This is a genomic window from Burkholderia sp. LFS061, assembly GCF_047978125.1.
In the GTDB taxonomy this organism is placed as follows: Bacteria; Pseudomonadota; Gammaproteobacteria; order Burkholderiales; family Burkholderiaceae; genus Burkholderia; species Burkholderia pyrrocinia_C.
On sequence record NZ_JBFPFS010000019.1, the window covers coordinates 12,377 to 36,488 of the forward strand.

20 protein-coding genes and 1 tRNA gene are annotated in these 24,112 nt (G+C 65.5%); 14 read left to right on the top strand and 7 right to left on the bottom strand.

What is annotated here, in order from left to right:
• The first annotated feature begins 28 nt into the window (after window positions 1-28).
• Window positions 29-1,555 (top strand): AMP nucleosidase, encoded by a 1,527-nt coding sequence (locus ACNQQL_RS18270; RefSeq protein ID WP_347064981.1) that lies wholly within the window; start codon window positions 29-31, stop codon window positions 1,553-1,555.
• Between the two features lie 30 nt (window positions 1,556-1,585).
• Here ACNQQL_RS18270 and ACNQQL_RS18275 read toward each other — a convergent pair whose 3' ends face one another.
• From ACNQQL_RS18275 to ACNQQL_RS18285, 3 genes are all read right to left on the bottom strand, one after another.
• Entirely contained in the window at window positions 1,586-1,819 is a 234-nt protein-coding gene (locus ACNQQL_RS18275) for a hypothetical protein (protein WP_347064982.1), read from the bottom strand.
• Window positions 1,813-2,103 (bottom strand): hypothetical protein, encoded by a 291-nt coding sequence (locus ACNQQL_RS18280; RefSeq protein WP_072439408.1) that lies wholly within the window; start codon window positions 2,101-2,103, stop codon window positions 1,813-1,815. Before ACNQQL_RS18280 ends, ACNQQL_RS18275 begins: the two co-directional genes overlap by 7 nt.
• 391 nt (window positions 2,104-2,494) lie before the next feature.
• Entirely contained in the window at window positions 2,495-3,253 is a 759-nt protein-coding gene (locus ACNQQL_RS18285) for a TIGR00730 family Rossman fold protein (RefSeq protein ID WP_034185191.1), read from the bottom strand.
• A 1-nt stretch (window position 3,254) separates the two neighbouring features.
• Between ACNQQL_RS18285 and polA the strand changes: the two genes are divergently transcribed.
• The 3 genes from polA to ACNQQL_RS18300 all read left to right on the top strand — a co-directional run bounded on the left by polA (window position 3,255) and on the right by ACNQQL_RS18300 (window position 8,921).
• Window positions 3,255-6,008, top strand: coding sequence for a DNA polymerase I (gene polA, locus ACNQQL_RS18290; RefSeq protein WP_347064983.1), 2,754 nt, complete (start codon window positions 3,255-3,257; stop codon window positions 6,006-6,008).
• 279 nt (window positions 6,009-6,287) lie between these two features.
• Window positions 6,288-7,622 carry an NAD(P)/FAD-dependent oxidoreductase gene (locus tag ACNQQL_RS18295; protein ID WP_347064984.1) on the top strand — a complete coding sequence of 445 codons (1,335 nt, stop codon included), beginning with the start codon at window positions 6,288-6,290 and terminating at the stop codon, window positions 7,620-7,622.
• Window positions 7,623-8,045: 423 nt separating this feature from the next.
• Window positions 8,046-8,921, top strand: coding sequence for a dienelactone hydrolase family protein (locus tag ACNQQL_RS18300; protein ID WP_347064985.1), 876 nt, complete (start codon window positions 8,046-8,048; stop codon window positions 8,919-8,921).
• Between the two features lie 58 nt (window positions 8,922-8,979).
• Here ACNQQL_RS18300 and ACNQQL_RS18305 read toward each other — a convergent pair whose 3' ends face one another.
• Window positions 8,980-9,849, bottom strand: a complete 870-nt coding sequence (locus ACNQQL_RS18305) for a sulfurtransferase (RefSeq protein WP_347064986.1) — start codon at window positions 9,847-9,849, stop codon at window positions 8,980-8,982.
• A 117-nt stretch (window positions 9,850-9,966) separates the two neighbouring features.
• Window positions 9,967-11,073, bottom strand: coding sequence for an aromatic ring-hydroxylating oxygenase subunit alpha (locus ACNQQL_RS18310; RefSeq protein ID WP_034185196.1), 1,107 nt, complete (start codon window positions 11,071-11,073; stop codon window positions 9,967-9,969).
• A gap of 270 nt (window positions 11,074-11,343) precedes the next feature.
• On the opposite strand from ACNQQL_RS18310, the gene ACNQQL_RS18315 reads away from it, so the two are divergent.
• The 4 genes from ACNQQL_RS18315 to folE2 all read left to right on the top strand — a co-directional run bounded on the left by ACNQQL_RS18315 (window position 11,344) and on the right by folE2 (window position 15,468).
• Window positions 11,344-11,637 carry an exodeoxyribonuclease VII small subunit gene (locus tag ACNQQL_RS18315; protein WP_006479428.1) on the top strand — a complete coding sequence of 98 codons (294 nt, stop codon included), beginning with the start codon at window positions 11,344-11,346 and terminating at the stop codon, window positions 11,635-11,637.
• Complete coding sequence (locus tag ACNQQL_RS18320; protein WP_034185197.1) at window positions 11,634-12,518, top strand: polyprenyl synthetase family protein; 885 nt, start codon at window positions 11,634-11,636, stop codon at window positions 12,516-12,518. The genes ACNQQL_RS18315 and ACNQQL_RS18320 overlap by 4 nt, the downstream gene beginning before the upstream one ends.
• 81 nt (window positions 12,519-12,599) lie before the next feature.
• The gene (gene dxs, locus ACNQQL_RS18325) at window positions 12,600-14,504 is read left to right on the top strand and encodes a 1-deoxy-D-xylulose-5-phosphate synthase (RefSeq protein WP_347064987.1); all 1,905 of its coding nucleotides are present in this window, start codon (window positions 12,600-12,602) and stop codon (window positions 14,502-14,504) included.
• 154 nt (window positions 14,505-14,658) lie between these two features.
• Window positions 14,659-15,468, top strand: coding sequence for a GTP cyclohydrolase FolE2 (gene folE2 / locus ACNQQL_RS18330; RefSeq protein WP_072439515.1), 810 nt, complete (start codon window positions 14,659-14,661; stop codon window positions 15,466-15,468).
• A gap of 83 nt (window positions 15,469-15,551) precedes the next feature.
• Here the strand turns inward: folE2 and tsaD are convergent, their stop codons facing one another.
• A complete protein-coding gene (gene tsaD, locus ACNQQL_RS18335; RefSeq protein WP_347064988.1) occupies window positions 15,552-16,592 on the bottom strand; it encodes a tRNA (adenosine(37)-N6)-threonylcarbamoyltransferase complex transferase subunit TsaD in 1,041 nt (346 codons plus the stop codon).
• 130 nt (window positions 16,593-16,722) lie between these two features.
• Between tsaD and ACNQQL_RS18340 the strand changes: the two genes are divergently transcribed.
• The 6 genes from ACNQQL_RS18340 (at window position 16,723) to ACNQQL_RS18365 (ending at window position 23,554) form a co-directional block, all read left to right on the top strand.
• The gene (locus ACNQQL_RS18340) at window positions 16,723-17,943 is read left to right on the top strand and encodes an NAD(P)/FAD-dependent oxidoreductase (RefSeq protein WP_347064989.1); all 1,221 of its coding nucleotides are present in this window, start codon (window positions 16,723-16,725) and stop codon (window positions 17,941-17,943) included.
• 106 nt (window positions 17,944-18,049) lie between these two features.
• On the top strand, window positions 18,050-18,262 hold the full coding sequence (rpsU, locus tag ACNQQL_RS18345; protein WP_006479415.1) for a 30S ribosomal protein S21: 213 nt from the start codon (window positions 18,050-18,052) through the stop codon (window positions 18,260-18,262).
• A gap of 192 nt (window positions 18,263-18,454) precedes the next feature.
• Window positions 18,455-18,901 carry a GatB/YqeY domain-containing protein gene (locus ACNQQL_RS18350; protein ID WP_006479409.1) on the top strand — a complete coding sequence of 149 codons (447 nt, stop codon included), beginning with the start codon at window positions 18,455-18,457 and terminating at the stop codon, window positions 18,899-18,901.
• Between the two features lie 70 nt (window positions 18,902-18,971).
• Window positions 18,972-20,843 (top strand): DNA primase, encoded by a 1,872-nt coding sequence (dnaG, locus tag ACNQQL_RS18355; RefSeq protein ID WP_347064990.1) that lies wholly within the window; start codon window positions 18,972-18,974, stop codon window positions 20,841-20,843.
• An 88-nt stretch (window positions 20,844-20,931) separates the two neighbouring features.
• A complete protein-coding gene (rpoD, locus tag ACNQQL_RS18360; RefSeq protein ID WP_072439428.1) occupies window positions 20,932-23,349 on the top strand; it encodes an RNA polymerase sigma factor RpoD in 2,418 nt (805 codons plus the stop codon).
• A 129-nt stretch (window positions 23,350-23,478) separates the two neighbouring features.
• A tRNA-Ile gene (locus ACNQQL_RS18365) sits at window positions 23,479-23,554 on the top strand.
• A gap of 75 nt (window positions 23,555-23,629) precedes the next feature.
• On the opposite strand, the gene ACNQQL_RS18370 is transcribed toward ACNQQL_RS18365, so the two are convergent.
• A complete protein-coding gene (locus ACNQQL_RS18370; RefSeq protein WP_347065038.1) occupies window positions 23,630-24,061 on the bottom strand; it encodes a transposase in 432 nt (143 codons plus the stop codon).
• Window positions 24,062-24,112: the final 51 nt, after the last annotated feature.

A 24,112-nucleotide genomic window follows, 5' to 3' on the forward strand; every position in this document is an offset into this window, starting at 1 on the left:
TGTCGTCGGATCAGACGAGGTGATACAAATGAAGAACGACTTGAGCCGCCGGCACCGTGTGCTGACGCCCGAAAGCCCGTCGGTCGAGGCTTTCGACGATCCGATCGCCGCCGTCGCGCGGCTGTCCGCCATTTACGACACGAATACGGGCTTCCTGCGCGACGCATTCGCGCGCTATCGCCGCCACGAACCGATTATCGAGCACGTGCGCGCGTGCTACCCGTTCGTGCGGATCCGCACCGACGTCAACACGCACGTCGATTCGCGCCGCTCGTACGGTTTCGTCGCCGGCCCTGGCGTGTTCGAGACGACGGTCACGCGCCCCGATCTCTTCGCGAACTACTATCGCGAGCAACTGCGCCTGCTGTCGAAGAACCACCATGTCAAGATCGAGATCGGCGTGTCGTCGCAGCCGATTCCGGTCCATTTCGCATTTCCGGAAGGCATCCATCTCGAAGGCGAACTCGACCGCGACCGCCTGCTCGCGATGCGCGACATCTTCGACACGCCCGACCTGTCGTATCTTGACGACCGCATCGTCAACGGCACGTTCGAGCCGGCGCCGGGCGAACCGCATCCGCTCGCGTTGTTCACGGCCGCGCGCGTCGACTTCTCGCTGCACCGGCTGCGTCACTACACGGCGACGTCGCCCACGCATTTCCAGAACTACGTGCTCTACACGAACTACCAGTTCTACATCGACGAGTTCGTGAAGCTCGGCCGCACGCTGATGACGGAGAGCGACGATCCCGAGGTGCGCGCGTACCGCAGCCAGTACGGCTCGTTCGTCGAGCCGGGCGATGTCGTCACGTACAACGCGAACCTCGGCAGCGAGCCGGCCGAGGGCGCCGCGCCGCCGCGCCTGCCGCAGATGCCCGCGTATCACCTGAAGCGCGCGGACGGCAGCGGGATCACGATGGTCAACATCGGCGTCGGTCCGTCGAACGCGAAGACGATCACCGATCACATCGCGGTGCTGCGTCCGCACGCATGGGTGATGCTCGGTCACTGCGCGGGGCTGCGCAACACGCAGCGTCTCGGCGACTACGTGCTCGCGCACGGTTACGTGCGCGAGGATCACGTGCTCGACGCCGACCTGCCGCTGTGGGTGCCGATCCCGGCGCTCGCCGAAGTGCAACTCGCGCTCGAGCGCGCGGTGGCCGACGTCACGCGGCTCGAGGGCGTCGAACTGAAGCGCGTGATGCGCACCGGCACGGTCGCGAGCGTCGACAACCGCAACTGGGAGTTGCGCGACCATCGCGAGCCGGTGCAGCGGCTGTCGCAGAGCCGCGCGATCGCGCTCGACATGGAAAGCGCGACGATCGCCGCGAACGGCTTCCGCTTCCGCGTGCCGTACGGCACGCTGCTGTGCGTATCGGACAAGCCGCTGCACGGCGAGCTGAAGTTGCCGGGCATGGCCGACACGTTCTATCGCGGGCAGGTCGATCAGCATTTGCAGATCGGCGTGAAGGCGATGGAGATCCTGCGCACGAACGGGCTCGACAAGCTGCATAGCCGCAAGCTGCGGAGCTTTGCGGAAGTGGCGTTTCAGTGATGTGAACACCGGCCCCGGCGGCGGTGCGCATCACCATGTGCGACGCGCCTTCTGACGGGGCACATCTGCCTTTGTCGCAAGCGTCCGATGCACCGGCGAATCTACCGGCAGGCGGAATGCGCGACGGTCGGGGTTGCCGTTCGCGTTGCCGTTGGAAGACAGCGGTCGCATGGAATGCGCCGCCGAAAACGGCAAGGCCGCCCGGCGCCGAAGCGCGCGGGCGGCCTTGCGTACGTCGAGCGGCCGCGCGGTGTCGCTCAGCACTCACCCTTCTTCGCGTGTCCCGGCGGGCAGTGGTAGCCGCGACGATCGTCGTAACCATGATGACGTTCCCACTCGCGGCGTTCCCAATAACGGCGGCCGTCCCAGTAGCGGTCGCCATGCCAGCCGATGATGACCGCGGGCGCCGGAGCGACCACGACGGGCGCGGGCGCGACGACGACCGGCGCGGGCGTGCCGATGTTGACGTCGACGTTGACGGCATGAGCGAGGCCGGACAGCGAAAGGCCGAGGCCGGCGAAGGCGAGGGCGATCAGCGAACGTTGCATGTTCTTTTCCGTGAGGTCGTTATGAATAGGCCGGCGCGACGCGATGGAAGCGAGGGGGGATCGTTCCACCGGGGGAACGCCGCGCCGACACAATGCAGTGTGCTGGCACGCGACGGAAAAGGCGAGGCCGGTTTGTTACCGCGGGTTGGCGGCTCGCAGGCGCGGGATGCGGGCATTGGGCCGCACATTTGACAATGGCGGGCCGCGGGTGCGGGCGATCATGCCGCATCGCGCAGCGCCGGCCGCGCGAATTTGACATTGGACGGCGTGCGGCCGCGAAGCGGGATTAACAGCGCGTTACAAAGTAGCGCGCGGCAGGTGGCCTGATCGCCATGCCTGCCGCGCGGGAAGCGGTACGCCGGCCGTCGGGCCGGCGGTCGTCACGGACGGGTTACAGATAGAACATGCGGTCTTCTTCCGGCCGCGGCGGTTGCCCTTCCGAACCTTCGCCTTCTTCCTCGCCGCTGTCCTCGTAGAACGCGAGCACTGCGTCGAGCACCTGGTCGGGATCGTCGATCACCTGCATCAGATCCATGTCTTCCGGATTGATGAGGCCCATCGGAATCAGCTGGTCGCGGAACCACTGCAGCAAGCCCTGCCAGAACGTGCTGCCGACGAGGATGATCGGCACGAGGCGCGACTTCTTCGTCTGGATCAGCGTGAGCACTTCGGACAGTTCGTCGAGCGTGCCGAAACCGCCCGGCATCACGATCACCGCATCCGAATTCTTCACGAACGTGACCTTGCGCGTGAAGAAGTGGCGGAAGCGCAGCGAGATGTCCTGGTAGTGGTTGCCGGCCTGCTCGTGCGGCAGCTCGATGTTCAGGCCGACCGACGGCGCCTTGCCGGCGTGCGCGCCCTTGTTCGCGGCTTCCATGATGCCGGGGCCGCCGCCGGAGATCACGGCGAAGCCGGCGTCGGACAGCTTGCGCGCGATCTGCGCGGCCAGCTTGTAGTGCGGCGTGTCGGGTTTGAGGCGGGCAGAACCGTAGATGCTGACAGCCGGGCGGATCTCCGACAGGTACTCGGTCGCCTCGATAAACTCTGCCATAATCGTGAACATCTGCCACGATGCGCGGGCCTTCTTGGCCGTCGCGCGTTCTTGATCTGCGAGCGAACGCAGACTCGGAATCACTTTTCTCTTGTTCATAATGCCTGAAGAACGAAATCTGGAAGGTAAGACCCTGCTATTGGTTGACGGTTCGAGCTATCTGTATCGGGCTTACCATGCGATGCCTGATTTGCGTGGCCCTGGCGGGGAGCCGACCGGAGCGCTCTACGGAATCATCAACATGCTGCGCCGTATGCGCAAGGAAGTCAGTGCAGAGTATAGCGCTTGCGTGTTCGATGCAAAGGGCAAGACGTTCCGCGACGACCTTTATGCCGACTATAAGGCAAACCGCCCGTCGATGCCGCCCGACCTCGCATTGCAGGTCGAACCGATCCACGGCGCGGTGCGTGCACTCGGCTGGCCGCTGCTGATGGTCGAAGGCGTCGAGGCCGACGATGTGATCGGCACGCTCGCGCGCGAAGCCGAACGGCACGGGATGAACGTGATCGTGTCGACGGGCGACAAGGATCTTGCGCAGCTCGTGACCGACCACGTCACGCTCGTCAACACGATGACCAACGAGACGCTCGACCGCGACGGCGTGATCGCGAAGTTCGGCGTGCCGCCCGAGCGGATCATCGACTACCTGGCATTGATCGGCGACACCGTCGACAACGTGCCGGGCGTCGAGAAGTGCGGGCCGAAGACGGCCGTGAAATGGCTGTCGCAATACGACAGCCTCGACGGCGTCATCGCGCACGCGGGCGACATCAAGGGCGTGGTCGGCGACAACCTGCGCCGCGCGCTCGACTTCCTGCCGCTCGGCCGCACGCTCGTGACGGTCGACACGGCCTGCGATCTCGCGCCGCATCTCGAATCGATCGAAGCATCGCTGAAGACCGACGGCGAGGCGCGCGATCTGCTGCGCGACATCTTCGCGCGCTACGGCTTCAAGACGTGGCTGCGCGAAGTCGACAGCGCACCGGCGGAAGGCGGCGACGCCGATGCGCCGGATGGCGAGCCGGCACCGGTGGTGGCGGCCGACATCGTTCGCGAATACGACACGATCCAGACCTGGGAGCAGTTCGACGCGTGGTTCGCGAAGATCGACGCGGCCGCGCTGACCGCGTTCGACACCGAGACGACCGCACTCGACCCGATGCTCGCGCGGCTCGTCGGCCTGTCGTTCTCGGTCGAGCCGGGCAAGGCCGCGTACCTGCCGGTCGCGCACCGCGGCCCCGACATGCCCGAACAGCTTCCGATCGACGAAGTGCTCGCACGCTTGAAGCCGTGGCTCGAATCGGCCGATCGCAAGAAGGTCGGCCAGCACCTGAAGTACGACGCGCAGGTGCTCGCGAACTACGACATCGCGCTGAACGGCATCGAGCACGACACGCTGCTCGAATCGTACGTACTCGAATCGCACCGCACGCACGACATGGACAGCCTCGCGCTGCGTCATCTGGGCGTCAAGACGATCAAGTACGAAGACGTCGCCGGCAAGGGCGCGAAGCAGATCGGTTTCGACGAAGTGGCACTCGCGCAGGCTGCCGAATACGCGGCCGAGGATGCCGACATCACGCTGCAGCTTCATCACGCGCTGTATCCGCAGGTCGCGCGCGAACCGGGCCTCGAGCGCGTGTACCGCGAGATCGAGATGCCCGTATCGCTCGTGCTGCGCAAGATGGAACGCACGGGCGTGCTGATCGACGACGCGCTCCTGCACGCGCAGAGCACCGAAATCGCAACGCGTCTGATCGAGCTCGAGGCGCAGGCGTATGAACTGGCGGGCGGCGAATTCAATCTTGGCTCACCTAAGCAGATCGGGCAGATCTTCTTCGAGAAGCTGCAGTTGCCGGTCGTGAAGAAGACGCCGAGCGGCGCGCCGTCGACCGACGAAGAAGTGCTGCAGAAGCTGGCCGAGGATTACCCGCTGCCGAAGCTGCTGCTCGAGCATCGCGGGCTGTCGAAGCTGAAGTCGACCTATACCGACAAGCTGCCGCGCATGGTGAACCCCGCCACGGGCCGCGTGCACACGAACTATGCGCAGGCCGTCGCGGTGACGGGCCGCCTCGCGTCGAATGACCCGAATCTTCAGAACATTCCGGTGCGCACGGCCGAAGGCCGGCGGATCCGCGAGGCGTTCATCGCGTCGCCGGGCCACCGGATCGTGTCGGCCGACTATTCGCAGATCGAACTGCGGATCATGGCGCACATCTCGGGCGACGCGTCGCTGCTGCGCGCGTTCTCGCAGGGCGAGGACATCCACCGCGCGACGGCCGCCGAGGTGTTCGGCGTGACGCCGCTGGAGGTCAATTCCGACCAGCGCCGGATCGCGAAGGTGATCAACTTCGGGCTGATCTACGGGATGAGCGCGTTCGGGCTCGCGTCGAACCTCGGCATCACGCGCGACGCGGCGAAGCTCTATATCGACCGCTATTTCGCCCGCTATCCGGGCGTCGCGCAGTACATGGAAGACACGCGCGCGATCGCAAAGGAGAAGGGCTACGTCGAAACCGTTTTCGGTCGCCGTCTGTGGCTGCCGGAGATCAACGGCGGCAACGGCCCGCGCCGCCAGGCGGCCGAGCGCGCGGCCATCAATGCGCCGATGCAGGGCACCGCGGCCGATCTGATCAAGCTGTCGATGATCGCGGTGGACGATTGGCTCACGCGCGACAGGCTTGCATCGCGGATGATCATGCAGGTGCACGATGAACTGGTGCTCGAGGTGCCCGGCGGGGAACTGTCGCTCGTGCGCGAGAAACTGCCGGAAATGATGTGCGGCGTCGCGAAGCTGAAGGTGCCCCTCGTCGCCGAAGTGGGCGCCGGCGCGAACTGGGAAGAGGCACACTGACGCACCGCTGCGCGGTTCCCGATTCCTGCGGCATATTGTTGCAGGGATGCTGAATATCGAGATGGTTTGCTTGTGGTCAACGCGCAAGCTCCCGGACAATGCATGTCAGTCATGTCATTGACGCGGGGCCGGCGCGCCCCGCGTTCCGGGGCCGGCGCATCGAAGTGCTTCGAACTGCACATCGATGATGTCCGAACCGGTTAATCCACCGGGCGGCGCGAATGCATCGCGTTCGCTTCGTCCGGCGGCAGCAGTTTCGAATCGCAAAGGGGGAATCGGATGCATCGGATCATCATCGTAGGCGGAGGCGCGGGCGGCCTGGAACTGGCGACGCGGCTCGGCGACCGTTACGGCGCGCGCGGCAATCGTCCCGCGCGTGCGCTCGTCACGCTCGTCGACCGCAATCCGACGCACATCTGGAAACCGCTGCTGCACGAGGTTGCGGCTGGCAGCATGGACCCATTCACGCAGGAGCTCGAATATGCAGCGCAGGCGCGCTGGCACGGCTTCGAGTTCCAGCAGGGCGGACTGACCGGCCTCGACCGCGCCGCGAAGCGCATCACGCTGTCACCCATCAACGACAGCGACGGCGCGGAACTGCTGCCGGAGCGCGAACTGGAATACGACACGCTCGTGATCGCGATCGGCAGCACGACCCACTTCTTCGGCGTGCAGGGCGCGCCGGAAAACGCGATCGCGCTCGATACGGTTGGCGAGGCCGAGCGCTTCCGCAAGCGGCTGATCGCCGCGTGCATGCGTGCCGAGCACCAGGCGCCGGCGCCGACCGCGCCGGGCGACGCGCCCGAGCCGCGCATCCAGGTCGTGATCGTCGGTGGCGGCGCGACGGGTGTCGAGTTGTCCGCGGAGCTGCGCAACACGGCGCAGGTGCTGTCCGCGTATGGGCTGCACAAGCTCGACCCGCGCCACGACGTCGGCATCGTGCTGATCGAATCGGGGCCGCGGATTCTGCCGGCGCTGCAGGAGCGCGTGTCGACGGCGACGGCCGAACTGCTCGAAAAGCTCGGCGTGCGGCTGATGCTCAGCGAACGCGTGACCGAGGTCGCGCCGGGATTCGTGCATACCGCGAGCGGGAAGACGGTGCGCGCGGACCTGACGGTCTGGGCGGCCGGCATCAAGGCGCCGTCCGTGCTCTCGCATCTCGACGGCCTCCAGGTCAACAAGCTTGGCCAGCTCGACGTGCGTCGCACGCTGCAGACCTTCACCGACGACAACGTGTTCGCGCTCGGCGATTGTGCGGCATGCGCGTGGCCCGGCAACGAACGCAACGTGCCGCCGCGCGCGCAGGCCGCGCACCAGCAGGCGAGCTTCCTGCTGAAGGCGATCGGCTGCCGGCTCGAAGGGCGTCCGCTGCCCGAATTCACGTATCGCGATTTCGGTTCGCTCGTGTCGCTCGGCCATTTCAGCGCGGTCGGCAACCTGATGGGCGGGCTGATCGGCGGCAACATGCTGATCGAAGGGCTGTTTGCGCGCTTCATGTACATGTCGCTGTACCGGCTGCACATCGCGGCGTTGCACGGCTATCCGCGGATGATGCTCGACACGGTCGCGCACTGGCTGCGGCGTACGACGTTGCCGCGCGTCAAGCTGCACTGACACCTCGCGTTCGCGCGGGGAGCGGGCGGGGAGTGCGTACGTCGTGCGTGTTCTCCGCCCGTTGTGTTTGCGGGCAGCGAGGCGGCTGCGCGTGTTCTGGCCGGGCGATGTCGCACACGCGTTTTTTTTCAATCCGCAAGCATCCGGTCGTGCAACGGCGATCGATACACGCAGGCCGCGCCGCGATTCGGCGGACCGTCAGCGGGCTTCGACGCCACAATCGATGCGCTTTGGATCGATGAGTCGTAATCGAGTCTTACACATCTGACAGTTGACGCGACAACGGATTATTGGGCATCTTGTCCGGGTTTCCGTTTGCGGCGGGGTGCCAACCGCCGCGACATCCGCGCCGTGCACCGGCGCGATGCCCCGTCATGCAGCATCCACGATCGTGACGGCGGCGCCCTATCGAGGAGTGCATTCATGTTGAAACCCGAAGTAGACAGCCTGGTCCCCCACGTCCCGTTCTCGCGCCGCAAGTTCATGCAGGCCGCGCTGGGCGGCACCTTCGCTGCGGCCGTGCTGCCCGTTTCGGCGCAGACGGTCACGACCGACAGCGCCGGGCTGGACGTCGACACCGTCGAGATCCGCTCCGGCGACGCGAGCGTGCCGGCCTATCGCGCGCAGCCGGCCGGCAAGACGAATCTGCCGGTCATCATCCTCATCCACGAGATCTTCGGTGTGCACGCGCATATCGCCGACGTCTGCCGCCGCTTCGCGAAGCTCGGCTACCTCGCGATCGCGCCCGACCTGTTCGCGCGGCAGGGCAACGCGGCGAAGTATCCGACGATGAAGGATCTTTTCGACAACATCATCAACAAGGTGCCGGACCGGCAGGTCACCGAGGATCTCGATGCGACGGTCGCATGGGCCGGCAAGAACGGCGGCGACCCGGCGCGTCTCGGCGTGACGGGGTTCTGCTGGGGCGGCCGCCAGGCGTGGTTGTATGCGGAGCACAATCCGCACGTGCGTGCGGCCGTTGCGTGGTACGGGTTCGTCGAAGGCAAGACCGACGAGATGACGCCGTTCAATCCGGTCGATCATGCGGCGTCGCTGAAGGTGCCTGTGCTCGGGCTGTATGGCGAGAAGGATGCGAACATCACGCAGGCCTCGCTCGCGGACATGCGCAAGGCGATCCAGACGAGCGACTCGAAGCTCGCGCGCGAATCGGAGATCGTCGTGTATCCGGATGCCGGCCACGCGTTCTTCGCCGACTACCGGCCGAGCTATGTAAAGGGTGATGCCGAAGACGGCTGGAAGCGCGCGATCGCGTGGTTCCACAAGTACGGCGTGATGTAAACGGAACGCGGCGGCCGAATGGCCGCCGCTTCGCTTCACCGGTGCGCCGCGCGCCGGATTACGGGTTCGGGCCGGTCGCGATCGGCCGCGACGGATCGGCGCTCCATTCGCTCCACGAGCCCGGATACAGCGATGCGCCGTGCAGCCCTGCGATCTCCAGCGCAAGCGCGTTGTGGCAGGCGGTGACGCCGGAGCCGCACTGCAGGATCGCGAGATTCGGTTCGGTGCCCGCCAGCAGCGTGGAAAACGTCTCGCGCAGTTCGTGACCAGTCTTGAAGCGGCCGTCGGTGTTGAGGTTGTCCTTGAAGAACCGGTTGCGCGCGCCGGGGATGTGGCCGCCCACACGATCGATCGTTTCGTTTTCGCCGCGATAGCGGTCCGGTGCGCGTGCGTCGATCACGACGCGCGTGTGCGACGTCACGTTCGCAAGCACGGCTGCTGCGTCGACCGTCGATTCAAGAGGCGCTCCCGCGCGGAAATCGCCGGCGGCCGGTTGCGGCACGTCGGCCGTCAGCGGCTGGCCGGCCGCTTCCCATGCCTGCAGGCCGCCGTCGAGCACGGCGACCGAATCGTGGCCGAGCCAGCGCAGCAGCCACCACAGGCGCGCCGCATAGGCGCCGCCTTGCGCGTCGTATGCGACGACCTGCTGGCCCTGCTTGAGACCGCGGCTCGCGAGCAGCGTGGCGAATGCATCGCGGGTCGGCAGCGGATGGCGGCCGTTGGTGCCCGTCTTGCGGCCCGACAGGTCGCGGTCGAGATGAAGATACTGTGCGCCGGGGATGTGGCCGGCTGCATACGCGGCTTCGCCCGCGCCCGGATCGGCGAGGTCGAAGCGGCAGTCGAACAGCACGACGCTGCCGGGCGCCGCGGCCAGGCGCTCGGCGAGATTGGCGGCGGAGATGAGCGTGGTGTAATGAGTGTGCGGCATGACGGCTCCCTGGAGTGCGAATGGCCTGATATTCCAAGTCTAAACAAAAAAAGACGGGCCGAAGCCCGTCTTTTCGTCTGCCGGATGCGGTGCGGCGTCAAAGCGCCGCACCGGCCATCAGATGTCGCCGAGGTGGCGGCGCAGGAACTCGTGGAAGTGCTGCATGCCGTCTTCCATCGGGCTCTGGTACGGGCCGACCTGCGACTCGCCGCGTGCCATCAGCGCATGGCGGCCTGCGTCCATCCGCATCGCGATTTCGTCGTCCTCGACGGCCGTTTCCATATAGGCGGCGCGCTCGGCCTCGACGAATTCGCGTTCGAACAGCGCGATTTCCTCGGGGTAATAGAACTCGACGATGTTGGTCGTCTTCTGCGGGCCGCGCGGGATCAGCCACGACACGACGAGCACGTGCGGATACCACTCGATCATCAGGCCCGGGTAGTAGACCATCCAGATCGCGCCGAACTCCGGCGGCACGCCGTTGCGGAACTTCAGCACCTGCTCGTGCCATTTTTGGTAAGTCGCGCTGCCCGGTTTCGCGAGTGCGTTGTGCACGCCGACCGTCTGCACGCTGTACCAGTCGCCGAATTCCCACTTGAGGTCGTCGCACGACACGAAGCTGCCGAGGCCCGGGTGGAACGGGACGACGTGGTAATCCTCGAGGTAGACCTCGATGAAGGTCTTCCAGTTGTAATCGCACTCGTGCACTTCGACATGATCGAAGTGGTACTCGGAGAAGTCGAAGTGATGTTTCGTGCCGAGATTGGCGAGGTCGCGCGCGACATTCCGGCCTTCGGCCTCGAACAGCAGCCCCTGCCAGTTCTGCAGCGGGCTCTTGCCGAGGTTCAGGCACGGCTTGTCGGGGAAGTGCGGCGCGCCGAGCAGCTCGCCTTCCAGGTCGTACGTCCAGCGGTGCAGCGGGCACACGATGTTCTGCGCGTGGCCGCGCCCGTTGAGCATGATCGCCTGCCGGTGGCGGCAGACGTTCGACAGCAGTTCGATCTGGTTCGTCTGGTTGCGGACCAGCACGCGGCCTTCCTTCTCGGACGGCAGCGCAAAATAATCCCCCGCCTCGGGCACCATCAACTCGTGCCCGACGTAACGAGGTCCTTTCTTGAAGAGGGTTTCGATCTCGCGCTCGAGTAGCGCCTCATCGAAATATGCAGTGACTGGAAGCTGGCTGTGAGCCGACTTCAACTGAAGCGCATCGCTCAGATTGGACATTCCCACTCCCGGTGTTAGCGTGAAAGCAGTGAACAACCCAACCATCGAAAAATCGATTTAGGGAAACGGGGAATTATACCCGGTTCGCCTCGCAAGGCCAGGATTAAGTGCCTGATTTGTGTCAATTTTTTGTCGGGAGACAACCGCCAGGCGCACACTGTGTGCCGGAGATGGGGCCGGAATATGTGCCAGGTGCCCAAGTCGGCAGATCGGAGAATTCTCTTTTGCCGTAGAATGTCCGACTTGTTTTGAAATTTGACACCCTCGTCCATGGCGAAAACCGCATCCCCAGGCGCCACGCCGCCCGGCAATGGCACCGAACCGTTGCCGGACAATTATGAGATGGCGCTCGCGGAACTCGAGACGCTGGTTGCCCGGATGGAAGGCGGCGCGTTGAGCCTCGAGGATTCACTGGCGGCGTACCGCCGCGGTGCGACCCTCGTTGCATTTTGCCAACAGCAGCTCGAGAAAGTGGAGCAGCAGGTTCGCGTGCTCGACGGCGCGACGCTGAAGCCGCTTTCGTCCGGAACGGCCGCCACGGACGGCGAAGACGACGATCTATGACATTCGAACAATGGATGCGGTCCGTGCTTGACCGTGTCGAGGACGCACTCGGTCACTATCTGCCCGCTGAAACCGCGATGCCCGCGCAACTCCACGAGGCGATGCGCTATGCGGTCCTCGGCGGCGGCAAGCGCGTTCGCCCGCTGCTGTGCCATGCAGCAGGCGAGCTGACCGGCGCGACGGAAGCGGCGCGCAATGCGGCGGCGGCGGCGCTGGAGATGATCCACGTCTACTCGCTCGTGCACGACGACATGCCGTGCATGGACGACGACGCGCTGCGACGCGGCAAGCCGACCGTGCACGTGCAGTACGACGAGCCGACGGCACTGCTCGTCGGCGATGCGCTGCAGTCGCAGGCGTTTGTCGCGCTGACCGACGCCGCTGCGCTGTCGCCGGTGCAGCAGGCCGCGCTCGTGCGCGAGCTTGCGCTTGCGAGCGGCTCGCTCGGCATGGCGGGCGGGCAGGCGATCGACCTGGCGAGCGTCGGCCTCAAGCTGACGCGCGAGCAGCTCGAGACGATGCACCGGATGAAGACTGGCGCACTGCTGCGCGCGGCCGTGCGGATGGGCGCACTGGCCGGCGAGACGCCGTCGGCGGAAACGATGGCCGCGCTCGACGTCTATGCGGGAGCCGTGGGCCTGGCTTTCCAGGTCGTCGACGATATTCTCGACGTCACGACCGATTCGGCGACGCTTGGCAAGACGGCTGGCAAGGACGCGGCGAACGACAAGCCGACCTACGTTTCGATCCTCGGCCTCGAGGCGTCGCGCGAGCTCGCAGCGCAACTGCGCGCCGAAGCGCACGACGCGCTGAAACCGTTCGGCGCACGCGCACAGCGTCTCGCCGAACTTGCCGACCTGGTAGTGAACCGGGTCAGCTGACGCGAAAGCCCGCCGCCGCGCACACGCTACGGTGCGTGCAATAGAATGCGGGCGCGTTTGATTTCCTACAATGGAACGACGATGTACGACTTGCTGAAAACCATCGACGACCCGGCGGATCTGCGCCGCCTCGATCGTCGCCAACTGCAACCGCTCGCGGATGAACTGCGCGCGTTCGTGCTCGACAGCGTGTCGAAGACGGGCGGCCATTTGTCGTCCAACCTCGGGACGGTCGAGCTGACGATCGCGTTGCACTACGTGTTCAACACGCCGAACGATCGCATCGTCTGGGACGTGGGCCACCAGACCTACCCGCACAAGATCCTCACGGGCCGCCGCGACCAGATGCATTCGCTGCGCCAGTACGACGGCATCTCGGGCTTCCCGCGCCGCAGCGAATCCGAATACGACACGTTCGGCACCGCGCACTCGAGCACGTCGATCTCGGCCGCGCTCGGCATGGCGATCGGCAGCCAGCTGAACGGCGACGACCGCTTTTCGATCGCCGTGATCGGCGACGGCGCGATGACGGCCGGCATGGCGTTCGAGGCGATGAACAACGCGGGCGTGTCGGAAGATGCGAAGCTGCTCGTGATCCTGAACGACAACGACATGTCGATCTCGCCGCCGGTCGGCGCGCTGAATCGCCATCTCGCCCGCCTGATGTCGGGCCGCTTCTACGCGGCTGCGCGCGCGGGCGTCGAGCGCGTGCTGAGCGTTGCGCCGCCGGTGCTCGAGCTCGCACGCAAGCTCGAGGAGCACGCGAAGGGCATGGTCGTGCCGGCCACGCTGTTCGAGGAGTTCGGCTTCAACTACATCGGCCCGATCGACGGTCACGATCTCGATTCGCTGATCCCGACGCTGCAGAACATCCGCGAACTGCGCGGCCCGCAGTTCCTGCACGTGGTGACGAAGAAAGGCCAGGGCTACAAGCTCGCCGAAGCCGATCCCGTGCTCTATCACGGCCCCGGCAAGTTCAACCCGGCCGAAGGCATCAAGCCGTCGACCACGCCCGCGAAGAAGACGTACACGCAGGTGTTCGGCGAGTGGCTGTGCGATGAAGCCGAGCGCGATACGCGCGTCGTCGGCATCACGCCCGCGATGCGCGAAGGCTCGGGCATGGTCGAGTTCGAGAAGCGTTTCAAGGATCGCTACTACGACGTCGGCATCGCCGAGCAGCACGCGGTGACGTTCGCGGGCGGCCTCGCGACCGAAGGGCTGAAGCCGGTCGTCGCGATCTACTCGACGTTCCTGCAGCGTGCTTACGATCAGCTGATCCACGACGTCGCGCTGCAGAACCTGCCGGTCGTGTTCGCGATCGACCGCGCGGGCCTCGTCGGCGCGGACGGCGCGACGCACGCGGGCGCGTACGATCTCGCGTTCATGCGCTGCATCCCGAACATGACGATCATGGCCGCATCCGACGAGAACGAATGCCGCCAGATGCTGCACACCGCGCTGCAGCAGCCGAACCCGACCGCTGTGCGCTATCCGCGCGGCGCGGGCGCGGGCGTGCCGACGGTGAAGGAATTCACCGAGATCCCGCTCGGCAAGGGTGAAGTGCGTCGTCACACGGCGCAGCCGGAAGGCAAGCGTGTCGCGATCCTCGCATTCGGCACGATGGTCGCACCGTCGCTCGCCGCGGCCGAGGAGCTCGACGCAACCGTCGCGAACATGCGCTTCGTGAAGCCGGTCGACGCCGCGCTCGTGCGCGAACTCGCCGAGACGCACGACTACCTCGTCACGATCGAGGAAGGCTGCGTGATGGGCGGCGCGGGCTCGGCCTGCGTGGAAGCCCTGATGGAGAGTGGGGTTATCCGACCCGTACTACAATTGGGCCTCCCTGACCAGTTCGTCGATCACGGCGACCATGCAAAGCTGCTGTCGCTATGCGGCCTCGACGGCGCGGGCATCGCGAAATCGATTCGCGAACGCTTCCTGAACCCGGCGGCCGATGTCGCCGGTCAGGCGAAGCGCGTCGCATAAGCTGGCGCCGCCCGCGGGCGGCGCTGGTGCGACTGGCGCAACCGGTCTTCATTGATGCGGAAAACATGGGCCTGCGGGCCCATGTTGCTTTTCCGGCTGCCGCATGATGCGGCGTGCGCGTCGTCGAACGCGCGGCTTACAAGGATTGAACAAGATGAACCAGATGAATCCCGCCTTCGTGATGCCCGACGTGCAGAGCACGGTGGATACCCGTCAGATCCCGATTCAGCGCGTGGGCGTGAAGGCGGTCCGGCATCCGTTGACGGTGCGTACCGAAAGCGGCGACGTGCAGCCGAGCGTCGGTGTCTGGAATCTCGACGTGCGCCTGCCGGCCGACCAGAAGGGCACGCATATGTCGCGCTTCGTCGCGCTGCTCGAAGAGAACCGCGCGCCGCTGACGGTCGAGCGTTTCCGCGCGATGCTCGCGTCGATGCTCGAGAAGCTCGAAGCCGAGGCCGGCCGCATCGAGGTCACGTTCCCGTACTTCGTGAACAAGACGGCGCCGGTGTCCGGCGTGCAGAGCCTGCTCGACTACGAAGTGACGCTTGCAGGCGAAAGCCGCAACGGCGACACGCGCCTGTTCCTGAAGGTGCTCGTGCCCGTGACGAGCCTGTGCCCGTGCTCGAAGAAGATCTCGCAGTACGGCGCGCACAACCAGCGCTCGCACGTGACGATCGATGCCGAACTCGCGGCCGACCTGCCGGTCGAGGCGCTGATCCGCATCGCCGAGGAAGAGGCGTCGTGCGAACTGTGGGGCCTGCTGAAGCGCCCGGACGAGAAGTTCGTCACCGAGCGCGCGTACGAGAACCCGAAGTTCGTCGAGGATCTCGTGCGCGACGTCGCGCAGCGTCTCGATGCGGACGAGCGTGTGATTGCGTATGTGCTCGAAGCCGAGAACTTCGAGTCGATCCACAATCACAGCGCGTATGCGCTGATCGAGCGCGACAAGCGGCAGGCGGCATAACACTGCGTCGTTTTGCCGCGTCGATGAAAAAGGCCGCTCGTTTTTGAGCGGCCTTTTCGTTTTCTTGTCCGGGACGTCGTGGTTCAGCGTGCGAGCGACGCGAGATCCCAGCGCGGCTTCACCGTGAAAGCGTAGTCGGCGTTCGCCTGCTCGGGCCAGCGGCCGAGCCGCAGCGCGCCCGCGAGCGCGATCATCGCGCCGTTGTCGGTGCAGAGCGCGAGATCGGGGTAGTGCACGTCGAAGCCGCGCTTGGCCGCGGCGGCCGACAGCGCCTCGCGCAACTGGCGGTTCGCGCCGACGCCACCCGCGACCACGAGGCGCTTGAGCTTCGTCTTCTTCAGCGCGGCGAGCGACTTCGCGACGAGCACGTCGACGGCTGCATCGACGAAACCGCGCGCGAGGTCGGCTTTCGCGCGTTCGAGCGCGTCGCCCGCCAGCTTCGCCGCCTCGAACTTCTTCATCTGCGTGAGCACGGCCGTCTTCAGGCCGCTGAAGCTGAAATCGAGGTCGCCCGAATGCAGCATCGGGCGCGGCAGCACGACCGCGCCCGGCGTGCCCGTTTCGGCGAGCTTCGACACTTCCGGGCCGCCCGGGTAGCCGAGGCCGATCAGTTTTGCCGTCTTGTCGAACGCTTCGCCGGCCGCGTCGTCGAGCGTTTCGCCGAGCGTCTCGTACACGCCGACGTCGGTCACGCGCATCAGTTGCGTATGGCCGCCGGAAACCAGCAGCGCGACGAACGGGAACGGCGGCGGCTCGGCGACGAGCAGCGGCGACAGCAGGTGGCCTTCGAGGTGATGGATGCCGACGGTCGGCTTGTTCCATGCAAGTGCGAGCGCATTCGCGATGCTCGCACCGACCAGCAGCGCCCCGGCGAGGCCGGGGCCTTGCGTGAACGCAATCGCGTCGATGTCGTCGCGGCGCGTGCCGCTTTGCGCCATCACTTCCTCGAGCAGCGGCAGCGCGCGGCGGATGTGGTCGCGCGACGCGAGCTCGGGCACGACGCCGCCGTATTCGCGGTGCATCGCGATCTGCGAATGGAGCGCGTGCGCGAGCAGGCCGCGCTGCGTGTCGTAGAGCGCGAGGCCGGTTTCGTCACAGGAGCTTTCGATGCCGAGAACGAGCATGGGTGCGGGCGGGGCGCGCCGTATCGGGCGCGCCGAAGGAAGGTAAACGTAACCCGAAAGTATAGCAGGCGAGGGCCGGCCGCCGCTGGCGGCGGCCCGGGCCCGATGCCGGGCAGGTACAATCCGCGCCATGGAAACTTTTGACATCGCCGTGATCGGCGCGGGCGCCGCCGGGATGATGAGCGCCGCGGTCGCCGGGCAGCTCGGCCGCCGCGTCGTGCTGATCGATCACGCACCGCGGCTCGCCGAAAAAATCCGCATCTCGGGCGGCGGCCGCTGCAACTTCACGAACCTGTACGCAGGCCCCGACAATTACCTGTCGGCGAATCCGCATTTCGCGCGTTCGGCGCTGGCGCGCTATACGCCGCGCGACTTCCTCGGGCTGCTCAGGCACCATCATGTGACCTGGCACGAAAAGCACAAGGGCCAGCTCTTTTGCGACCACGGCAGCGACACGATCATCGACGTGCTGAAGCACGAATGCGACGCGGGCGGCATCGCGTGGCGCCGGCCCGTCATCGTCGACGCGGTGCGCCACGCGCCGGCCAACGGCTTCACGCTCGATACGCAGCAGGCCGGGCCGATCGGTGCGCGCGCACTGATTGTCGCGACGGGCGGCCTGTCGATCCCGAAGATCGGCGCGACCGACTTCGGCTACCGGCTCGCGAAGCAGTTCGGCCACAAGCTCATCGATACGCGGCCCGCGCTCGTGCCGCTCACGTTCGCGCAGCACGACTGGGAGCCGTTCGCGGCGCTCTCCGGCGTGTCGCTCGAAGTGCGCGTATCGACCGGCGACAAGAAGCGCGGCGGCGAATTCGTCGAGGACCTGCTGCTGACCCATCGCGGCCTGTCGGGGCCCGGCATCCTGCAGATCTCGAGCTATTGGCAACCCGGCGACCCGATTCGCGTCGACCTGCTGCCGCAGCGTGACACGGTGGCCGACCTGCTCGACGCGAAGCGCTCGTCGAAGCGCCAGATCGGTTCGCTGCTGGCGGACTGGGTGCCGTCGCGCCTCGCGCACGCATGGCTCGACACGCATCGCGTCGCGGCCGACGCACGGCTCGCGGACCTGCCCGACAAGACGCTGCGCCAGATCGGCGACGCGCTCGCCGGCTGGACGCTGACGCCGAACGGCACCGAAGGCTACAAGAAGGCCGAGGTGACGAAGGGCGGGATCGATACGCGGGAGCTGTCGTCGGCGACGATGATGAGCGCGCGCGTGCCGGGGCTGTTCTTCGTCGGCGAGGCCGTGGACGTGACGGGCTGGCTCGGCGGCTACAACTTCCAGTGGGCGTGGGCGTCCGGCACGGCGGCCGGGCAGGCCGCGGCGGAGTATGCGCGCGGCGCCTGACGGGCCGGGCAAGCCCCGTTTTAGCGGGACCAGGCCCCGTGCCTTTGAACAATCGCTCTGCTATACTCGGTAGTCTTTCCCTGCAAACCTTTATTCGTGTCGGATCATGACGATCATTCGCGTTAAAGAGAACGAGCCGTTCGAAGTTGCAATGCGTCGCTTCAAGCGCACGATCGAGAAGAATGGTCTGTTGACCGAACTTCGTGCGCGCGAGTTTTACGAGAAGCCGACCGCGGAGCGCAAGCGCAAGAAGGCTGCTGCGGTGAAGCGTCATTACAAGCGTATCCGCAGCCAGACGCTGCCGAAGAAGCTGTACTGAACGATTGGGCGCCGCGCGGTTCGCTGAGCGGCGCACCGGCGACTCCGTGCGATCGGGTGATCGCGCAGCCGATCAGGCGGCGAGTCGCCGATGCCGGATTCGAGCAACCCGCTTGAGACACTGTCCCAAGCGGGTTTTTGTGTTGACGCCCGTTCGCGGGCGTCGGATTCACGTTTCCATCCCGGGTGAAAGATGAGTTTGAAAGAGCAGATCAGCGAAGACATGAAGGCCGCGATGCGCGCGAAGGAAAGCGAGCGCCTGGCGACGATTCGCCTGCTGATGGCCGCGATCAAGCAGCGCGAGGTCGATGATCGGGTCACGCTCGATGACGCGGGCATCACGGCCGTGATCGACAAGATGATCAAGCAGCGCAAGGATTCGATCAGCCAGTTCCAGGCCGCCGGCCGCGACGACCTCGTCGCGAAGGAGCAGGCCGAGTTGACCGTGCTGGGCGGCTACATGCCCGCGCAACTGTCGGATGCCGAAGTGGCGGCCGAAGTCCAGGCGGCGGTCGCGCAAACCGGCGCAGCCGGCCCGCAGGACATGGGCAAGGTGATGGGCGTGCTGAAGGGCAAGCTCGCCGGCCGTGCCGACATGACGGCCGTTTCCGCGCAGGTCAAGGCCGCGCTCACGAAGTAAAACCCGTTCCCGGCGCGCGCGGCGTTGCGTCCGCCGGGCGTCGTATTGTCTTTTTTCGCTCGATCCCACGGTGATTCCGCATTCGTTCCTGCAGGACTTGCTGAACCGCGTCGATATCGTCGACGTGGTGGGTCGGTACGTGCAGCTCAAGAAGGGCGGCGCCAACTTCATGGGGCTGTGCCCGTTCCATAACGAGAAGAGCCCGTCGTTTACCGTCAGCCCGACCAAGCAGTTCTATCACTGCTTCGGCTGCGGCGCGCACGGCACGGCGATCGGCTTCCTGATGGAGCATGCGGGGCTCACGTTCCCGGAAGCCGTGCAGGAGCTCGCGCAGTCCGTCGGACTGACCGTCCCGCACGAGCCGTCGATGCGCGGCGGCGGTGGAGGCGGGGGCGGCGATTATCCGGCGCCGGTGTCGAAATCCGTCGCGACCGCGCTGTCCGATGCGATGACTGCCGCGTGCGATTACTACCGCAAGCAGTTGCGCGGCGCGACCGTCGCGATCCAGTACCTGAAGAACCGGGGCCTGACCGGCGAGATCGCCGCGCGCTTCGGTCTCGGTTATGCGCCGGACGGTTGGCAGAACCTCGAAACCGCGTTCCCCGACTATCGCGACGAGTCGCTCGTCGAGTCGGGGCTCGTGATCGTCAGCGAGAAAACCGATGCGCAGGGTGTCGCGCGCCGCTACGACCGGTTCCGTGAGCGGATCATGTTCCCGATCCGCAACGTGAAGGGGCAGGTGATCGGCTTCGGCGGCCGCGTGCTAGGCAGCGGCGAGCCGAAATACCTGAACTCGCCCGAAACGCCGCTGTTCAACAAGGGCAGCGAGCTGTACGGGCTGTTCGAGGCGCGGCTCGCGATTCGCGAGCGCAAGTACGTGCTGGTCGTCGAAGGCTACATGGACGTCGTCGCGCTCGCGCAACTGGGTTTTCCGAACGCGGTCGCGACGCTCGGCACCGCGTGCACGCCGATTCACGTGCAGAAGTTGCTGCGCCAGACCGACACGGTCATTTTCAGTTTCGACGGCGACTCGGCCGGGCGGCGTGCGGCCCGGCGCGCGCTCGAGGCGTGCCTGCCGCATGCGGCGGACAACCGCACGATCCGGTTCCTTTTTCTGCCGGCCGAGCATGATCCGGACAGCTATGTGCGCGAGTTCGGCGCGGATGCGTTTTCCGAGCAGGTCGAGCGAGCGATGCCGCTGTCGCAATTTCTGCTCAACGAAGCAATTGCCGGCAAGGCGCTCGATCAGCCGGAAGGCCGCGCGAAGGCGCTGTTCGACGCGAAGCCGCTGCTGCAGGCACTGCCCGCGAACGCGTTGCGCGCGCAGATCATGCACATGTTCGCGGACCGCCTCGATATCCCGTTCGAAGAGGTCGCGGGTTTGTCCGACGTCGACGCGCGGATCGCAGCGCCGCCGCGCCAGGCGCCCGCGCGCAGCGAGCGGCGCCGCGTGACGGACAGCGAAAAGCGTGCGTTGCGCACGCTGGTGATGCATCCGCGTATCGCATCGCAGCTCGACGACGAACAGATTGCGACCCTGCGCGCGTTGCCGCGCATCGGCGAGCTGTTCGCCGAAGTCGTCGATCATGCGCGTGCGCTGGGCGACGGCGCGGAGTTCCGGCTGCTGTCGGATGTCCTGAGGACGTCCTCGAACGGGGCGACTTACGAGGAAATCTTCCGCGAAATTCTGGACTATGATGAAAACGTCCGCGATTTGCTGTTACAGAATCCGGAAGACGAGACGGTGCCCGAGCGGCAGCGTGAACAGGAACGGATCGCGGGGGAGGAGTTGCAGGCGGCGGTGCTCAAGATGCGCTATGACGCCTGCTGCGACCGGCTCGATCGGCTGGCGCGGCAATCCACCTTCACACCCGAGGAATTGGCCGAATTGACGGAATTGAACCAGCAGCGAACCGACATGAAGCGTCGGCTCGGGCTGTAGGCGGCCGGGGCGCTTAGAGAGGGTTCCCCAGCGTGCTATAATATAAGGTTTCCAGCGGTTTGTTTTCCAAGCAGAGGCGAGAATCGCGATGGCAAAGACGACAGGCGGAAAGAAAGCAACAGGCAAGGGCTCGACGGAGCCGACCAAGAAGGTCACAGCGGCCAAGTCTGCTTCTTCCACCAGGACAACGTCTTCAGCATCGTCAGCCCCTGCGGGAAAGAAAACCGCGGCCGGCACTGCTCAGGCTGCGCCGGCGCCGGCAGCCAGAACACGGGCTGCCGCCAGACCCGACTCCGGGCCGGCCAAGCCGGCGGCGAAGCGGGCAAGTGCGAAAAGCGCAAGGGACACGACTGCCGCCGCGGACGAAACGGCAGTACGTACTACTCATGCACCCACGGTTCAACCGGCTGTCGTCCAGCAGCCGCGAGTCGATATAGCCGGTACGGCGAACTCCATGACCAAAAAGCTGAACGAAGTATCCGTCGACGACGACGCAAATCAGAGCGACGAGCAGCCCGCAGCCGCGGCTGCACCGGGCAAATCCAAGGTGCGCGATCGTCGCGCCAAGGAAAAGGCGCTGCTGAAGGAAGCGTTCGCGACGAGCACGCCGGGCACGGCCGAGGAGCTCGAAGAGCGCCGCGTGAAGCTGCGCGCGCTGATCAAGCTCGGCAAGGAGCGCGGCTTCCTTACGTACGCCGAAATCAACGATCACCTGCCGGACAACTTCACCGAGACCGAAGCCCTCGAAGGCATCATCGGCACGTTCAACGACATGGGCGTGGCGGTCTACGAGCAGGCGCCGGACGCGGAAACGCTGCTCCTGAACGACAACGCGCCGGCCGCGTCGTCGGACGATGAAGTCGAAGAGGAAGCGGAAGTCGCGCTGTCCACCGTCGATTCGGAATTCGGCCGCACGACCGATCCGGTCCGGATGTACATGCGCGAAATGGGCACGGTCGAGCTGCTCACGCGCGAAGGCGAAATCGAGATCGCGAAGCGGATCGAGGACGGCCTGCGCCACATGGTGATGGCGATTTCCGCGTGCCCGACGACGATCGCCGACATCCTCGCGATGGCCGAGCGCGTCGCGAACGAAGAGATCCGCGTCGACGAGCTCGTCGACGGCCTGCTCGATCCGAATGCTTCGGACTCCGCCGATACGGACGGCTTCTCCGCGAAGGAAGCGGAAGCCATCGAGAACGAGGACGAGGAAGCCGAAGAGGAAGAGGAAGAAGAGGAAGAGGAGGAGGATGACGGTGCCGCACAGGCATCGGCCAACGCCGCCCAGCTCGAAGCCCTCAAGCGCGCATCGCTCGAGAAGTTCTCGCAGATCAGCGAGTGGTTCGACAAGATGCGCCGCGCGTTCGAAAAGGAAGGCTACAAGTCGAAGGCCTACCTGAAGGCGCAGGAAACGATCCAGACCGAACTGATGACGATCCGCTTCACCGCGCGTACCGTCGAACGCCTGTGCGACACGCTGCGTGCTCAGGTGGACGAAGTGCGTCAGGTCGAGCGCCAGATCTTGCACATCGTCGTCGACAAGTGCGGCATGCCGCGTTCGGAATTCATCGCGCGCTTCCCGGGCAACGAAACCGACCTCGACTGGGCCGAGAAGATCATGGCCGAAGGCCATTCGTACAGCGCGGTACTGTCGCGTAACGTTCCGGCGATCCGCGAACAGCAGCAGCGCCTGCTCGACCTGCAGGCGCGCGTCGTGCTGCCGCTGAAGGACCTGAAGGAAACCAACCGCCAGATGGCGGCCGGCGAACTGAAGGCACGCCAGGCGAAGCGCGAAATGACCGAGGCCAACCTGCGTCTCGTGATCTCGATCGCGAAGAAGTACACGAACCGCGGCCTGCAGTTCCTCGACCTGATCCAGGAAGGCAACATCGGCCTGATGAAGGCGGTGGACAAGTTCGAATACCGTCGCGGCTACAAGTTCTCGACCTATGCGACGTGGTGGATCCGTCAGGCCATCACGCGCTCGATCGCCGACCAGGCGCGCACGATCCGTATTCCGGTTCACATGATCGAGACGATCAACAAGATGAACCGCATCTCGCGGCAGATCCTGCAGGAAACCGGTCTCGAGCCGGATCCGGCAACGCTCGCCGAGAAGATGGAAATGCCGGAAGACAAGATCCGCAAGATCATGAAGATCGCGAAGGAGCCGATCTCGATGGAAACGCCGATCGGTGACGACGACGATTCCCATCTCGGCGACTTCATCGAGGACACCAACACGGTCGCGCCGGCGGATGCCGCGCTGCATGCAAGCATGCGCGACGTCGTGAAGGACGTGCTCGATTCGCTGACGCCGCGCGAGGCGAAGGTGCTGCGGATGCGCTTCGGCATCGAGATGAGCACGGACCACACGCTCGAGGAAGTCGGCAAGCAGTTCGACGTCACGCGCGAGCGGATCCGTCAGATCGAGGCCAAGGCGCTGCGCAAGCTGCGTCACCCGAGCCGTTCCGACAAGCTGAAGTCGTTCCTCGAAGGGAACTGATTTCCAGCGTTTCTCCCGCGAACGCCGCCGGCATCTGCGTGATGCCGGTGGCGTTCGTCTCCTTTGTTGTTACAATGCCGGCCCGGCTTCCTTGCCGGGGCTGCGTGTAGCACGCGTCGTATCTCATCAGGGCTTGTAGCTCAGCGGTTAGAGCAGTCGACTCATAATCGATTGGTCGCGGGTTCGAACCCCGCCGGGCCCACCAGATTCGCTTCTACGGTGTTTCATGGATTGCCGCAAACCCGCGATAGCCGCAAGGCTTCGCGGGTTTTTTATTGATTCAACGCGAAATTCCGGGGAAGGCGACGCGGCTCTTTAGGAAGAAGTACTCCTCGTCGCGGTACCCGTAAGCCCTGCGCTTGATGACCTTGATGGTGTTGTTGATGCCTTCAACAACGCTGGTATTGAGCGGATGGCGGCAGCGGGTCACGATCCCGTGCCAGTAGCCCTGCAATCGCTCGGCGAACTTTTGCAAGGCGGCGATCCCGCTTTGCTGAGCCTGTTCGAACCATTGCCCCCAAGCCTTGTCCGCCCAGGCTGGCTTTCGGTAGAACCAGAGCCGTTTGAGCTCGTCGCGTAGCACGTAGACGCATAACAGCGACTGATTGGCGGCCAGCAACTCCTTCAACTGCACTGCCTGTTCTGGCTTCAGATTGTGGTCGTACTGACGCAAGCGGCGCCGACGGTTCCGCTGTCGGTATTGAGCGGGCAGGCGGAGAGGATGGGCGACGCGGTGGAGTTGATGGAAGCGCTCGGAGGCAGC